General features: G+C 37.5%; 14 protein-coding genes. 8 read left to right on the forward strand and 6 right to left on the reverse strand.

The features are described 5' to 3' along the window. Positions 1-355: 355 nt before the first annotated feature. Together FGL31_RS20060 and FGL31_RS20065 are read left to right on the forward strand one after the other, a co-directional pair. The gene (locus FGL31_RS20060; protein ID WP_138093994.1) at positions 356-1,171 is read left to right on the forward strand and encodes a phytanoyl-CoA dioxygenase family protein; all 816 of its coding nucleotides are present in this window, start codon (positions 356-358) and stop codon (positions 1,169-1,171) included. A 12-nt stretch (positions 1,172-1,183) separates the two neighbouring features. Next, positions 1,184-2,776 carry an alpha-amylase family glycosyl hydrolase gene (locus tag FGL31_RS20065; RefSeq protein ID WP_138093996.1) on the forward strand — a complete coding sequence of 531 codons (1,593 nt, stop codon included), beginning with the start codon at positions 1,184-1,186 and terminating at the stop codon, positions 2,774-2,776. 1 nt (position 2,777) lies between these two features. Here the strand turns inward: FGL31_RS20065 and FGL31_RS20070 are convergent, their stop codons facing one another. Then, the gene (locus tag FGL31_RS20070) at positions 2,778-3,698 is read right to left on the reverse strand and encodes an AraC family transcriptional regulator (RefSeq protein WP_138093998.1); all 921 of its coding nucleotides are present in this window, start codon (positions 3,696-3,698) and stop codon (positions 2,778-2,780) included. Between the two features lie 47 nt (positions 3,699-3,745). On the opposite strand from FGL31_RS20070, the gene FGL31_RS20075 reads away from it, so the two are divergent. The 5 genes from FGL31_RS20075 to FGL31_RS20090 are packed head-to-tail and all read left to right on the forward strand — an operon-like array spanning position 3,746 to position 8,143. Next, a complete protein-coding gene (locus tag FGL31_RS20075; RefSeq protein ID WP_138094000.1) occupies positions 3,746-4,867 on the forward strand; it encodes an alpha/beta hydrolase in 1,122 nt (373 codons plus the stop codon). Then, positions 4,864-5,979, forward strand: coding sequence for an alcohol dehydrogenase catalytic domain-containing protein (locus tag FGL31_RS20080; protein WP_138094002.1), 1,116 nt, complete (start codon positions 4,864-4,866; stop codon positions 5,977-5,979). The genes FGL31_RS20075 and FGL31_RS20080 overlap by 4 nt, the downstream gene beginning before the upstream one ends. Positions 5,980-5,982: 3 nt before the next feature. After that, a complete protein-coding gene (locus tag FGL31_RS20085) occupies positions 5,983-6,612 on the forward strand; it encodes an alpha/beta hydrolase (protein WP_197734332.1) in 630 nt (209 codons plus the stop codon). After that, positions 6,593-6,790: an alpha/beta hydrolase-fold protein gene (locus FGL31_RS30115; RefSeq protein ID WP_197734333.1), complete on the forward strand. Its 198-nt coding sequence runs from the start codon at positions 6,593-6,595 to the stop codon at positions 6,788-6,790. The genes FGL31_RS20085 and FGL31_RS30115 overlap by 20 nt, the downstream gene beginning before the upstream one ends. Positions 6,791-6,802: 12 nt before the next feature. After that, positions 6,803-8,143, forward strand: a complete 1,341-nt coding sequence (locus FGL31_RS20090) for an MFS transporter (protein WP_138094004.1) — start codon at positions 6,803-6,805, stop codon at positions 8,141-8,143. 17 nt (positions 8,144-8,160) lie between these two features. On the opposite strand, the gene FGL31_RS28440 is transcribed toward FGL31_RS20090, so the two are convergent. Further along, the gene (locus FGL31_RS28440; RefSeq protein ID WP_262709193.1) at positions 8,161-8,679 is read right to left on the reverse strand and encodes a substrate-binding domain-containing protein; all 519 of its coding nucleotides are present in this window, start codon (positions 8,677-8,679) and stop codon (positions 8,161-8,163) included. Further along, positions 8,585-9,172, reverse strand: a complete 588-nt coding sequence (locus tag FGL31_RS28445) for a LacI family DNA-binding transcriptional regulator (RefSeq protein WP_262709194.1) — start codon at positions 9,170-9,172, stop codon at positions 8,585-8,587. Before FGL31_RS28445 ends, FGL31_RS28440 begins: the two co-directional genes overlap by 95 nt. A 219-nt stretch (positions 9,173-9,391) precedes the next feature. Between FGL31_RS28445 and FGL31_RS20100 the strand changes: the two genes are divergently transcribed. Continuing rightward, a complete protein-coding gene (locus tag FGL31_RS20100) occupies positions 9,392-9,697 on the forward strand; it encodes a hypothetical protein (protein ID WP_138094006.1) in 306 nt (101 codons plus the stop codon). 5 nt (positions 9,698-9,702) lie between these two features. Here FGL31_RS20100 and FGL31_RS20105 read toward each other — a convergent pair whose 3' ends face one another. Genes FGL31_RS20105 through FGL31_RS20115 form a run of 3 tightly spaced genes read right to left on the reverse strand, consistent with a single transcriptional unit; the run spans position 9,703 to position 12,901 of the window. Further along, on the reverse strand, positions 9,703-10,722 hold the full coding sequence (locus FGL31_RS20105; protein ID WP_138094008.1) for an NHL repeat-containing protein: 1,020 nt from the start codon (positions 10,720-10,722) through the stop codon (positions 9,703-9,705). A gap of 27 nt (positions 10,723-10,749) precedes the next feature. Further along, positions 10,750-11,994: a chitobiase/beta-hexosaminidase C-terminal domain-containing protein gene (locus FGL31_RS20110; RefSeq protein WP_138094010.1), complete on the reverse strand. Its 1,245-nt coding sequence runs from the start codon at positions 11,992-11,994 to the stop codon at positions 10,750-10,752. Next, complete coding sequence (locus FGL31_RS20115; protein WP_138094012.1) at positions 11,984-12,901, reverse strand: c-type cytochrome domain-containing protein; 918 nt, start codon at positions 12,899-12,901, stop codon at positions 11,984-11,986. The genes FGL31_RS20110 and FGL31_RS20115 overlap by 11 nt, the downstream gene beginning before the upstream one ends. Between the last annotated feature and the right edge of the window lies 1 nt (position 12,902).

Genomic DNA, 12,902 nt, shown 5'->3' on the forward strand with positions numbered 1-12,902 from the left:
TTGTTAGAAAAAAAATAGTTTTTCACTTTTTTTATTTTTAGCAAAAAATCATCTTATTTTTTATTTAATTATCTGATTAATAATATTTTAAAAACATAATATTACAACTAAAAACATCAAAACCTTGACCAATTTCCGAAACCGTTCCCGAAAAGAAAGGCAGTTTTCTTCTTAAAACCTACACTTTAACCTAATTCTTTGATAAAAGTTTACATTAATTTAATAGAGGTAATATTATCAAAAATAAGGTAATGAAATATTCAAAGGATAATATAAACCATATAGATGCGTAAATTCCCCCGAAACAATTGAGATCTTCCTGCTTAACTTTGTGTAAAGACCAAATTTATAAATCATGAGCAATACCCAAAATCAGATACTTGATGAGATTAAACCTATTTCAGCAGCTGAAATAAGCGATTTCCAAAATAATGGCCATATTTTAATTCGGGATATACTGGACAAAGAAACAGTTGACCATTTTCGAGAAGTTATTGGTCAAGCTGCAGAAAAACATAACGAAGAAAAAAGAAAGCTTGAAGACCGCGATACCTATGGCAAGGCATTTCTTCAAATCATGAATTTATGGCGTGTGGATGAGGAAGTGAAGCGTTTTGTGATGGCAAAAAGATTTGCGAAGATTGCAGCAGATCTCTTAGGAGTTGAAAAAGTAAGATTATATCATGACCAGGCATTGTTCAAAGAAGCTGGCGGCGGTCCTACTCCATGGCATCAAGACCAAAATTATTGGCCTTTGGATACCACCAACACCATTACGATGTGGATGCCCTTGGTTGATATTCCTAATTCTGAAATGGGCATGTTAACCTTTGCATCTGGTTCTCATAAAGACAATAATGTATCTGATATTATTATTTCTGATGAGTCTGAAAAAACCTTTTCTGAATATGTAAAGGAAAGAAACTTCAAGATTAGCCAGGCTGATTATATGAATGCAGGGGATGCGACTTTCCACTATGGATATACCATACATAATGCTCCAGGTAATTCTTCTGATAAATTAAGAGCAGTGATGACGATCATTTACTTTGCGGATGGTGCAAAGATAACTGAGCCCAAACACAAATGGCAAGAAAACGACCGTCAACAGTGGTTAATGGGAAAAGAAGCAGGGACTCTTGCAGATTCTGAAATTAATCCTGTTCTGTAACCTCTATTTCATATGATCAGGGCCATAAAATTGACCCTCTTTGTTTTTCTTACGGCAACCACTTTCATTGTTGGTTTCTCCGCATGTCAAGATAAAACAAAGACTAATAATGACATCAAGGATGAAATTATTTATCATGTATTCCAGCGAAGTTTTTTTGACAGCAATGGTGATGAACATGGAGACCTAGCTGGTATTCAGCAAAAATTGGACTATTTGCAAGATTTAGGAGTGACCTCCATTTTGTTGACGCCACTATATGAATCCGTTTATTATCATAATTACTATTCCAGTGATTTTGAAAAAATTGACTCTACTTATGGCAGCAAGGAAGAATACTTGGCGCTTATAAGGGAAATGCATAGAAGAGGAATGAAACTTTATATGGACATGGAAACACAATATGTCACTGAAGACCATCCCTGGTATAAAGAATCATTGGGCAAGCCAGAATCAAAATTTTCAGACTACATTCTATATGATGACAAGGAACAATTGAAACCATCATCCATTGTTTTTGACATCTACGATTTATTGGGTTATGATGGACAAAGAAGAAAAATCACAACCGTTAATTTGCTCAACAAAGAGGTGATCAAATACAACAAAGAGTTATTTGCGTACTGGTTGGATCCCAACCAAGACGGAAATTTTGATGATGGAGTTGATGGTTTCCGGTTGGACCATATGATGGATGACCTTGACAATAAAGGTCGATTGAAGAATTTGTTCAGGGATTTTTGGGTGCCATTGATAGACACATTAAAATCAATAAATCCTAAAATCCACATCATGGCTGAACAAGCCGATTGGGGCTCGTATGGCATTGATTACTTAACGGATGCCAAGGTGGATTGGGTTTTTGCCTTCCGAATTCAACAGGCGATTCGCACGATGGATAAAGCCAAGATTATGGCTTATGCAGACACAACCTTCAAAGAAACTCCCCAAGGGAAAAACCAGATTTTATTTATAGAGAACCATGACATCCCCCGTTTTTCTACCGCAGTAAAACAGGACAAAGGCAAAGAAAAAGTTGGAGCAGCTTTGAATTTGCTGATTGGCGGCATCCCCTCGATTTATTACGGTCAGGAAATAGGCATGTTAGGAGACAGCTTTTTTGGGAAATATGGCGGCATTACGGATTCCAATGAAATACCATATCGAGAAGCATTTGAATGGACTAAGAACAAGGACACTCCGGGTATGGCCTACTGGTATCGTAATTCTGGCCCTTGGTGGGAAACAAGTACCGTGAAAAGCGATGATGGCATTTCTGTAGAAGAACAACAAAATGACCCCAATTCGCTCTTAAGCACCTATAAATCTTTGATAAAGTTAAGAAAAGAACATCCTGTGCTGATCAATGGCAACTATCAGTCATTAAATAACAACAGTAAAGATGTTGTTAGTTTTTACAGAATCAATGATAATACTAAAGCTTTAGTTATAATAAACCTTTCAGCAAACGAGGAGAAAATTGAACTTCCCCTAGAAAAAGGAAATCCAAATTTAGTATATGGAGAAAATAAGGGTGGTTTCAAGGATGGAAAATTAGAGGTAGTCATTTCGGGATCAGCGACACAGGTGTGGCTGATGAAGTAAACTACTCCATAAATTTCTTTCGATAAGCCAAGGGGCTCATGCCCATTTTTGTCTTGAAAGTTTTATAAAAGTAAGACATGTCGTTGAATCCAGATGCGAGAGCGATGGAACTGATAGGATCATCAGTATGCAACAATTGCTGAACAGCGTAATTCATTCTATACTGAACAACCATATCGACAAATGTTTTGCGTGTTAGTTTTTTGAAATATTTGCAGAATGCATTAGGTGTTAAATTGGCAACATTGGCAACATCATCCAAGCTTATATCATTTTTGAAGTTTTCAACGATATAAGCCATGATAACATTGATCCTATTCGTATCGGTGCTACTATTGTTCCCATTTTCCAATGCTCCGATGTTAATGGGATCATATTGTTGTTTGGTCAATTGGTTGAGCAGTTCGAGAAAATTCATGATCCGCTCTACCCCCTGGGATTTACGAAGCCTAAGGATGTATTTGGTTAATTTTTTATGGTTTCGAAAACCAAGGCCTGCCTGACTCTCCTTCAGAAGAGAATTGATGTTGGAGAATTCTGGCTTCTCAAAGAAGTCTTGGCCAAGGAACTCATGTGTAAACTGAATAACAACGGCACTTGCCTTCGGGTCATCTTGGTCCAACTTCCAGCAATGAGGTTGATTGGGACCAATCAATACAAAGTCACCATCGCTGAAATCATCAAGCCTATTTCCGATATATCTTTTTCCTCTGCCATGGATTATATAGGTCAATTCATATTCTGGATGGTAATGGTAAGGTGCAAGAAAAGCCTCATGACCAAAGGTTCTGATCAAAAATGATTCTTGCAATCCATTCTGTAAAATCTCAGGTTTTGCTTTTTGCATATAATGGCTTTTATATTCTTCAATGTAAGTCAATTTTTCCAAAATAACCCATAAATAGATTAATATTTTACGCATATGGACACTTGAAAAACAATAACTTAGTACAACCAATTTATAAACAGATGAACAAAATATTAGTGATAATCATGCTTGTGCTTACCATACAGGTTTATGCCCAAGATGTTAACTTGACCATTCGTGTAAATGCGCCAGCAAATACTCCCCCTCAAGATTCCATCCTCCCAATCGGCAATCAAGGGATTTGGGGATTTTGGATCTACCCAAAAAGCAAAGCCCTTAAAAAGGTTGACAACAATATATGGAAAGGGGTCTATTCGTTTCCGAAGGACACAGATTTGGAGTTTAAAATCACAAGAGGTTCTTATTTCAAGGAGGCGCTCTATAATGGAAATGGTCACAGTGCCCAACCGATCAAACTAAAAATCACAAAAGACACTACGGTGGTTCTCAATCCCAGCAATTGGAATGATATTTATCAAAGGAGCATAGTTGGAACTGTACGCTATCATCATAATTTTTCAAGCACATACTTGAGGAATACGAGAAATGTGGTGGTTTGGCTCCCACCAAGTTATGAGGAAAATCCCAAAAAGAGCTATCCCGTATTGTATGCTAATGATGGACAAAATTTATTCGACCATACAAACTTAAGTGGGAGCGAATGGCGAATGGATGAAATTGCAGATAGTCTGATGAGAAAAGGTGAAATTGAAGAGTTTATCATCGTTGGAATCGCCAATACCAAAGATCGCTGGATTGAATACAACGGAACTCCAGAGGGAGAGAATTACCTGAAGTTCATCGTGACGGAACTCAAACCTTTTATTGACAAAACCTATCGGAGCAAAACAGACAAGTCCAATACTGCGATCATTGGATCTTCTATGGGTGGATTAATTTCCTTCTATGCGCTATATGATTATCCTGATATCTTTTCTAAGGCAGCATGCCTTTCAAGTGGTTTTTTCTTTGATGATGGGGATATTATGTCGAAGATCAAATCCGACTTAAGTCCATTTCACAATAGCAAGATCTATCTTGATTGCGGAGGTAAAGATTTGGATTACGATTTTCTTCCAACCAATCGAATGGTCAAGGAATTGCTAAATAATGACAAGCAAATAAGTGTTTTATACGAGGAATTTCCTGAGGATCCACACAATGAGGTTGCCTGGTCCAGCAGGTTGGATATTCCCTTTAAGTTTTTATTTCCGAAAAAATGATGATAACATGTAAAGCAGCGATTACCGATGGTACGGGCAAATTTTTTGTTGATGAAATTGAAGTTGCTGATCCAGCGAGGGATGAGGTTCTGATAAAGATTAAAGCAGCGGGTATTTGTCATACTGATTATGATTCCTTGAATTGGGGCAAGCCATTTATTTTGGGTCATGAAGGCGCAGGAGTAGTTGAAAGAGTGGGTTCTGCAGTAACGCATGTGAAAGCTGGAGATTCGGTCTTGCTGAATTGGGCGATCCCATGCATGAATTGTTTCCAATGTAATATAGGAAACTATCATATCTGTGAGAAATCTTCTCCTGTTACGGGACAAGGACATAGCACGAATTTAGGCCATGCACATCCTTCTGGTTCACTTTTGAAAGGCCAAGAGATAGAACGGTCATTTAATATTGGAACTATTTCAGAATATACATTGGTTAAAGCTGCTGCGGTCACAAAGATCAGCATAGAGAATTTACCATTTGAATGTGCGGCAATCATTGGTTGCGGAGTAATGACAGGATATGGTTCGGTTGTCAATGCTGGAAAGGTAGAATCTGGCAGTTCGGTTGTTGTTTTGGGAACCGGTGGGGTTGGGTTAAGTGTAATCCAAGGGGCAAAGATTAGCAAGGCTGCAAAAATCATTGCGATCGATATCAATCCGAATCGTTTAGAAATGGCCAAAAAATTTGGAGCCACCCATTGCTTATTGGCAGATCCTAAAGATGAGGGGTTATTAAAAATAGCGGAAGAGGTAAAGGAACTATGTGAAGGCAGAGGCGCAGATTATGCTTTCGAGTGTACAGCAAGACCAGAATTAGGAGCCGCTCCATTAGCAATGATCAGAAATGCAGGAACAGCTATCCAGGTTAGTGGGATTGAACAGGAGATAAAGTTTGATATGAACTTATTTGAATGGGATAAGCTCTATTTAAATCCATTGTACGGAAAGTGCAATCCTAACAAAGATTTTGACCGCATCATGAAACACTATCAAGAAGGTGAATTATTATTGGAAGAAATGATTACCGCTCGATATTCTTTGGATCAACTTCCGCAAGCATTTGAAGACATGCTAAATGGTAAGAATGCAAAAGGAGTAATTATTTTTTAGGCTATGGAAAATAAATTTAGATCATTTGAACATTCTAATCCAGAATTTGGAACGGAGAATTTAAGTTTTATAACGGTAAAGTCGAGTAATCTGAGAGGAAGGGGTGACATTTGTATATATATTCCTGAGAATTGTCCCGATGATGTTTCAGTTACCATTTTATTGCATGGTGTTTATGGAAGTGCATGGAGCTGGGCACTGAGTTCAGGAGTTCATGAGCAAGTTGATAGAGCAATAGCAGCAGGCAAGATACAACCAATGATCCTACTGATGCCTTCAGATGGAATGTGGGGAGATGGATCGGGATACCTCAACCAAGGTGAGATAGATTTTGAGAAATGGATTATAGAAGATGTTATCCAAGCTGCACGACAGTTCTGTCCAGAGTTCATTTCCGATAATTCTAAATTCTTTATCGCTGGTCTTTCCATGGGTGGCTATGGAGCTATTCGCTTGGGAAGTAGACATCCTAAAGTATTTTCAGCATTTTCTGGTCTGTCAAGTATCACCTCCATTCCTGAATTCTCATTTTTTGTGGAAGAAGATTTAAAGCTATATGAAATAGATACAGAATTAGCCTTAATAGATAGTTTAGTTGCCAACAAAAGACACTTTGGTTCCATTTCGATTTGATTGCGGAAAAGAAGATCTCCTGATAGACTACAACAGGAAATTGCATGCACAGCTGCAAGAAACAGGAATTGACCATATTTATGAGGAATTTGAAGGCGGGCATAGTTGGGATTATTGGAAAAATAATATCATGAAAACAATATTATTTTTTAATTTACATACCAAAACCAATTTTTAACATCTACAAATCATGCAACAGACATCTAAAAGATCTAAGCCTCGGCTTACTCGTGCGCAGATTTTCAACATGAGCTTTGGCTTTTTTGGAATTCAATTTGGCTTTGCATTGCAAACGGGCAATGCTTCGAGAATCCTACAAACTTTTGGGGCCGATGTAGAGCATTTATCTCTTTTTTGGCTTGTTGCTCCACTTTCTGGGATGTTGATCCAACCCATTGTTGGTTATTTTTCGGATAAAACATGGACACGTCTGGGTAGAAGGAGGCCTTTTTTCTTGGGTGGAGCTTTGGTCGCTGCTGCTGCATTGGCGCTGATGCCCAATGCTTCTGTTCTGACGCTTCTACTGCCACCCTTGCTGATTGGTGCCGGTATGCTGATGATTATGGATGTCGCATTCAATGTGTCGATGGAACCGTTCAGAGCCCTTGTTGCTGACAACCTTCCAAAAGAACAACATGGTTATGGATATGCCGTACAAACGTTTTTAATTGGAGCAGGTGCGATTATTGGCTCTTTCCTCCCTTTTGTACTTTCTGAATATTTTGGCGTAAGCAAAGTGGCAGAACAAGGACATGTCCCTGACAATGTAATCTGGTCCTTTTACGCAGGTGCAATCGTATTGGTATTGTCTCTTTTATGGACCGTCATCACGACCAAAGAGTATACAACGGATGAACTCAAGTCTTTTGATGAAAATGAAGAGGAAACCGAATCCCATAGCCATAGTTTAGGTTCTATTTTTAAGGATTTTAAAAATATGCCAAAAGCAATGAAACAATTGGGTTTGGTCCAATTTTTCTCTTGGTTTGCCTTATTTTCCATGTGGGTTTTTACGACACCAGCAATAGCACAGCATATTTACCACCTGTCTCCAAGTGATACCTCATCTGCATCTTACGCCGATGCTGGAAACCTAACTGGAGTTCTTTTTGGAGTATATAATTTAGTAGCCACTATTTTCGCGTTGATTCTCCCAAAACTATATCATGCTATTGGCAAAAAGAAAACACATATGTTGGCTTTGGGTATTTCAGGAATTGGATTAATATCTATCTTATTTATTCAAGACCCTAACCTTTTGTATATACCTATGATAGCTGTTGGTATTGCTTGGGCGAGTATATTGGCAACACCGTATTCCATATTGTCTGGCGTAGTTCCTGTGAAGAAAATGGGATTATACATGGGCTTGTTCAATTTCTTTATCACCCTCCCACAATTGGTCAATGGAGTGATCGGTTCTGTTTTGGTTAAACATGTCTTCCAGCAGCAAGCTGTTTATTGCCTTACAATGGCTGGAGTATTTATGTTGTTTGCTGCCATTTCAACCTTGGCAGTTAAAGCAGAATAAAAGGTTTTATGAAATCCTTAGCCTCTGGATGATGCTTTGATAACAAGATCAGAGTTCATGGTGACAAACTTTTCATTTTCTTGAAGAGTTTCACCCGTCAATTGCTTCAATAAAGTGGCAGCAGCTCTTTCCCCTATTTGAATAGCTGGCTGGCGAACAACTGAAAGAGGTGGGTTCAGCAAACCTGCAATTTCCAAACTTGAAAATGCAATAATTTTAATATCCTCGGGGATTTTAACACCAATACGCTGACATACATAATAGGTAGAAAATGCCAAACGCTCAACCGATGCCAAAATTCCATCTGGTTTTTGCTTTAGAATTGCTGTTTCGATAATTTCATCGTTTTCCTCATAAGAGTTTGAACAATCCACTATCAATCTTTTTCTTAAAGGGATCTTATATTTTTTCAATGCATCTTCATAACCCTGCAAACGAGTCTTACCAATAGATAAACTCTTTATTGATAACGAAATAGGCAATCCGTTGGCAACCACTTTGGATAAGATGTTCTGTTGCCATAAAACTACTCTCATAATCATCCGTCACAATCTTCGGGAGATTTATGTCATCATAAATCCTATCAAAAAGAACGATAGGCAAATGGTCATAGTTTATTGACTCTAGGTAACTATGGTCCGTTGATTCTCCTGACACCGACATAATCACTCCATCTACCCTTCCACTGGCCAAGCTGCGAATGAAATCTCTTTCTTTGCTAATATCATCATCGGTCACAAAAATCAAGATATGATAACCTTGTTTCTTTGCTTCCCGTTCAGCTCCTTGAATGATCTGCGTAAAATAATTGTTGGCAAGTTCAGGTAAAACAATAGCAATGGTCTTACTCTTTTGCTCTTTCAAGTTACTTGCGTAATAGTTGGGCTGATAGTTTAATTCCTTTGCTAACTTAAGTATTCTCTCTTTGGTCTTGGGATTGATATCAGCGCTGTCACGGAATGCACGTGAAACTGTTGATTTGGAAATATTCAACACTTTTGCAATCTGAACAATATCAATTTTGGCCATACTAGAGTTTATAATTTCATAATAATTTATTCAACTATGGTTCAACACAAGTTTTTAGCTGAATAAAAAACTGCACTAATATAGTAATTTTGATAACATTCAAAACAGGAAATAATCAGGGTTATAATAACCCCGATAAACATTTACCAAATCTCTTACTTTCAAAACATTAAGTCTTAAATTTACAGTAGATATGAGCATCACAATAAAATCTACCAAATGAATTATCCAATCTTATTAATTGCTGAAAAGCTGCAGGTTGAAAATATTTCCAAGGAGCAATCCTTTCAAGAACAATTTGAGGGACTTGCGAATTATCTCGATCATCTGGTAGCAACTGATTTCAACAGATTGATAAGTATTTTATACCGAATTGATGTTTCAGAGGATAAGGCCAGAAAAGCCTTGGCTGATGAGGCTGGCAAAATATCGCCTGGCCATACCTTAGCAAGGCTACTTATAGAAAGAGAATCTGAAAAGATAAAATTCAGAGAACAATATCGATCCAAGAAATCTGAAGAATAAGCTAGTTAGACTCGAGTTAATTTATAAGGGAATGCTTTTCCTGATGCCCATTGAGCCACATAGATATTCTCGTCATCATCAACGCATACATCATGTGGGTGTGCAAAAATCTTTTCTTGTTGTTGGACTTGGTTTAGCACCCCTTTTGAATATACCGGCTTTGATCCTCCGACATTGCTGATTACCTTATTTTTCTTATCAAGGATAGTTACAAATCCTGAATTTGCTAAATCCATATTCGGAGACCGCAATACCGCAGCATAGATATTTTCACCTTGTACAACTGGTCTGCACACGCATGCTCCAGGTATAGAAATGATTTCAAACAATTTGCCTGAAGTATCGAACCGTTTAAAGCAGTTCCTAGTTCTATCTGTAATCAGTAGAGTTTTTCTGCCGTTTCTGTTGTCGAAAGTGATTCCATGAGCATTGTCAAGATGGGAATCTCCCTCTCCTTTTCCTCCGAAACGATTCAGCAATTTTCCTTTGTTATCATAATGCAAAATATGTTGTGCACCATATCCATCTGCAATAAAAATATCACCATTACTATCGATGGCAGTTTCAGTAGGATTGAATTCTTCTGCTTTATTGTAAACATCCAATGGAGCGTCAATGGTCAATAGGATCTTTCCATCAAGCGTTGTTTTATATACTTGATGTTTATTATTGTCGGTGATATATAAATATTCGGTTCCATTTTCATTATGCAGTGTCAAGCCATGTCCACCTGGAAATTCATGCCCCCAATTGTCTAACACAACTCCATCTTTATTGAATATGATAATATTGTTCTTCGTATCATTTGTTAGCAGGAAAATTCTGCCCTTACTATCTTGAACCATTTCATGACAGTCGTTTACAGTTACTTTTGGATTATGTTTTGATGCCCATGCAGTATCAAGGGTGTATTTCATATTATGGTGTCCATAAACAGGACCTTTTGACTTTGCGAACAAATCCTTCATAATAACTAGACTTCCTGTCAATAAGGAGGATTTTTGAATGAATTCTTTTCTGTTCATTATATAGATTTTGAGGGTTTAGGGATTTTATTTCAATATAATCTCATCGACGAACAACCAAGGAAGATTTCCGTTACCCGGAAATCCTTCAGGGATCTTAGCATAAGGTTTTGTTTTCAAACGGATAAAGGAAACTTCTTGATGGGGAATATCGCAGGCGATTATCCGTCTATTTTTAATCTTGTCTGGTTTTTCTAGAGTGAAATTTACTTTTTTCAATAATTTAAGGTTCAACGAATCTAGTCCCGCCCAGATCTCAATGGATTCTGGAGGATATATATGCTGATTATAGTCTTGTTTAATGCTCAAAGCAACGGTATCCATTTTAACGGGCTTATCAAATGACAATATAGTAGACATGTCAGATCCTTGAAACCCGAGCCATCTACCGTCGGCATTGTTATCACTACCACTTTCAAGATCAAAGAAACTTTCACCTTTTCTGGCTTTATATTGTTGATGTGGCCTTGTTTCGAGGTTTATTCTCTCGGGTTTGAAAATAGCAATATAAAAATTCTGTCTTACTTCAGGGCTTTTCAGCCATCCTTCTTTATCTGCTTTAACCCGTAGCAGAGCATTTTTATCAATTGTTATAGAAGATTTATAAATCTGTGCTCCAGAGCTGTCAGGATCACTACCGTCAAGCGTATATCGCAAGGAAACACCTGGAATAGGATGACTTAAGGAAACTAAAGTTTTGTTCTGAAAGAAACTACGATTAGGAGTTATCTTTGGAGCAGTCAAAGCCAGTTTCTGATTGTCATCCTGAGGAATACCTGCATCAATATTTATTTTGGGGTTCTCTTTCCTGATCTGCTCTAATTCCTTTGGTTGAATAGCGGTATTCCAGACATAGAGTTTCCGTATGCTTGGTAAAGCAACAATTTTATGTAATCCATCTAATTTTATTTGTGTCCCAATCAGACTAAGGCTTTTAAGATTTTTTAGATCATCGATCTGAGATAGATCTTCATTCGATAGCTGGGTATTATTTAAATTTAGGATTCTTAAATTCTTGAACTTTTTGAGAGTTTGTAAATCTTCCTTTGAAACTGGCATAGAGCTCAAGTTTAAGGAAACAACCTGTTCAGCAAGGGGCAGCAATTCTGAAAGTGACACCTTGGTGTAAAAATCTTTGCCATAAAAATTAACATCCAATGCTGGGGATCCTTGGGCCAAGGAATTGATAATCCGATATGGAGTATTCAACTCAGCGATTTTCTCTTCATTTGCAGGACTGAAATCATATTTTTCCGCACCTTCAAAAACCATAAACTGCCTTTACAGATTGAAATAAAGTGTCTTGTTCTCTAAAAGCAGAGAGAGGCACATCAAATTTTCCACCACTTTGGATCCATGATCTCAACAAAGATACCTCATCGATACTTAATTGTGGTTTACCCTTTGGTGGCATCCGATGTTCATTGTCGATATCCATTAATATACGCTCTATCATCAAGCTAGTTAACGCGTTCCCAGCTATAAATACTTTGCCATTTTCACCCCCTTTTAAAATAGAACTGCTATCTGTTAATATTAATCCTACTTTTGCCTTGTCTGCATTGTGACAGCCTGCACATTTCGCTTGTAATATTGGCAATACAGCATCTTCAAATACCATTGCATCCTCTATATTGAGTTCTGTAGATTTCTTTTCTCGCAGTGGAGCAAAAACAAAATCTTCTCCATGGGTAAGAGTGGCGCCAAAATGTCCAACAATCAAAAGCAAAATAAAGGATAGGTTTATACCCACTGTAAATAATAAACGGTTTTTCGAAGATATGTTGAATCGGATAAAGGCTATAAGACCAAGTGTTAGAAACGAAAGGCCAACACCGCTGTATTTATGCCATAAATATGCTTCTCCCTCAAATCCACCTTCTTTCGACAGAAGGAGGCCAAAAATTGCAGTGATTGCAATTGTTAATGCACTTACATAAAATATAAGATTGATAAATCTGCTTGCATTTGGAATTTCTTTTTCTAATGGTCTTCTAAATAGATACAGGAGCCAAGAAAGAATCAATAGTACGATAGGAAAGTGTAGCAATAAGGGATGCATCCTTCCGAATACTTGAAGAAAAGCAGGAATTTGGATGCTTTTTTCGAACAGAATGAAAAACAGGATAAAGCTATTAAGGCCTATCAACACATTGAAATGAGAATTCTTGATGATCATT

Source organism: Sphingobacterium daejeonense, from assembly GCF_901472535.1.
GTDB classification, from domain to species: domain Bacteria; phylum Bacteroidota; class Bacteroidia; order Sphingobacteriales; family Sphingobacteriaceae; genus Sphingobacterium; species Sphingobacterium daejeonense.

Bases quoted from the DNA above. Each gene is read 5' to 3' on its own strand.
- FGL31_RS20060 (WP_138093994.1), top strand. From the start codon at position 356: ATGAGCAATACCCAAAATCAGATACTTGATGAGATTAAACCTATTTCA.
- FGL31_RS20065 (WP_138093996.1), top strand. From the start codon at position 1,184: ATGATCAGGGCCATAAAATTGACCCTCTTTGTTTTTCTTACGGCAACC.
- FGL31_RS20070 (WP_138093998.1), bottom strand. From the start codon at position 3,698: ATGCGTAAAATATTAATCTATTTATGGGTTATTTTGGAAAAATTGACT.
- FGL31_RS20075 (WP_138094000.1), top strand. From the start codon at position 3,746: ATGAACAAAATATTAGTGATAATCATGCTTGTGCTTACCATACAGGTT.
- FGL31_RS20080 (WP_138094002.1), top strand. From the start codon at position 4,864: ATGATGATAACATGTAAAGCAGCGATTACCGATGGTACGGGCAAATTT.
- FGL31_RS20085 (WP_197734332.1), top strand. From the start codon at position 5,983: ATGGAAAATAAATTTAGATCATTTGAACATTCTAATCCAGAATTTGGA.
- FGL31_RS20090 (WP_138094004.1), top strand. From the start codon at position 6,803: ATGCAACAGACATCTAAAAGATCTAAGCCTCGGCTTACTCGTGCGCAG.
- FGL31_RS28440 (WP_262709193.1), bottom strand. From the start codon at position 8,679: ATGAGAGTAGTTTTATGGCAACAGAACATCTTATCCAAAGTGGTTGCC.
- FGL31_RS28445 (WP_262709194.1), bottom strand. From the start codon at position 9,172: ATGGCCAAAATTGATATTGTTCAGATTGCAAAAGTGTTGAATATTTCC.
- FGL31_RS20100 (WP_138094006.1), top strand. From the start codon at position 9,392: ATGAATTATCCAATCTTATTAATTGCTGAAAAGCTGCAGGTTGAAAAT.
- FGL31_RS20105 (WP_138094008.1), bottom strand. From the start codon at position 10,722: ATGAACAGAAAAGAATTCATTCAAAAATCCTCCTTATTGACAGGAAGT.
- FGL31_RS20110 (WP_138094010.1), bottom strand. From the start codon at position 11,994: ATGGTTTTTGAAGGTGCGGAAAAATATGATTTCAGTCCTGCAAATGAA.
- FGL31_RS20115 (WP_138094012.1), bottom strand. From the start codon at position 12,901: ATGATCATCAAGAATTCTCATTTCAATGTGTTGATAGGCCTTAATAGC.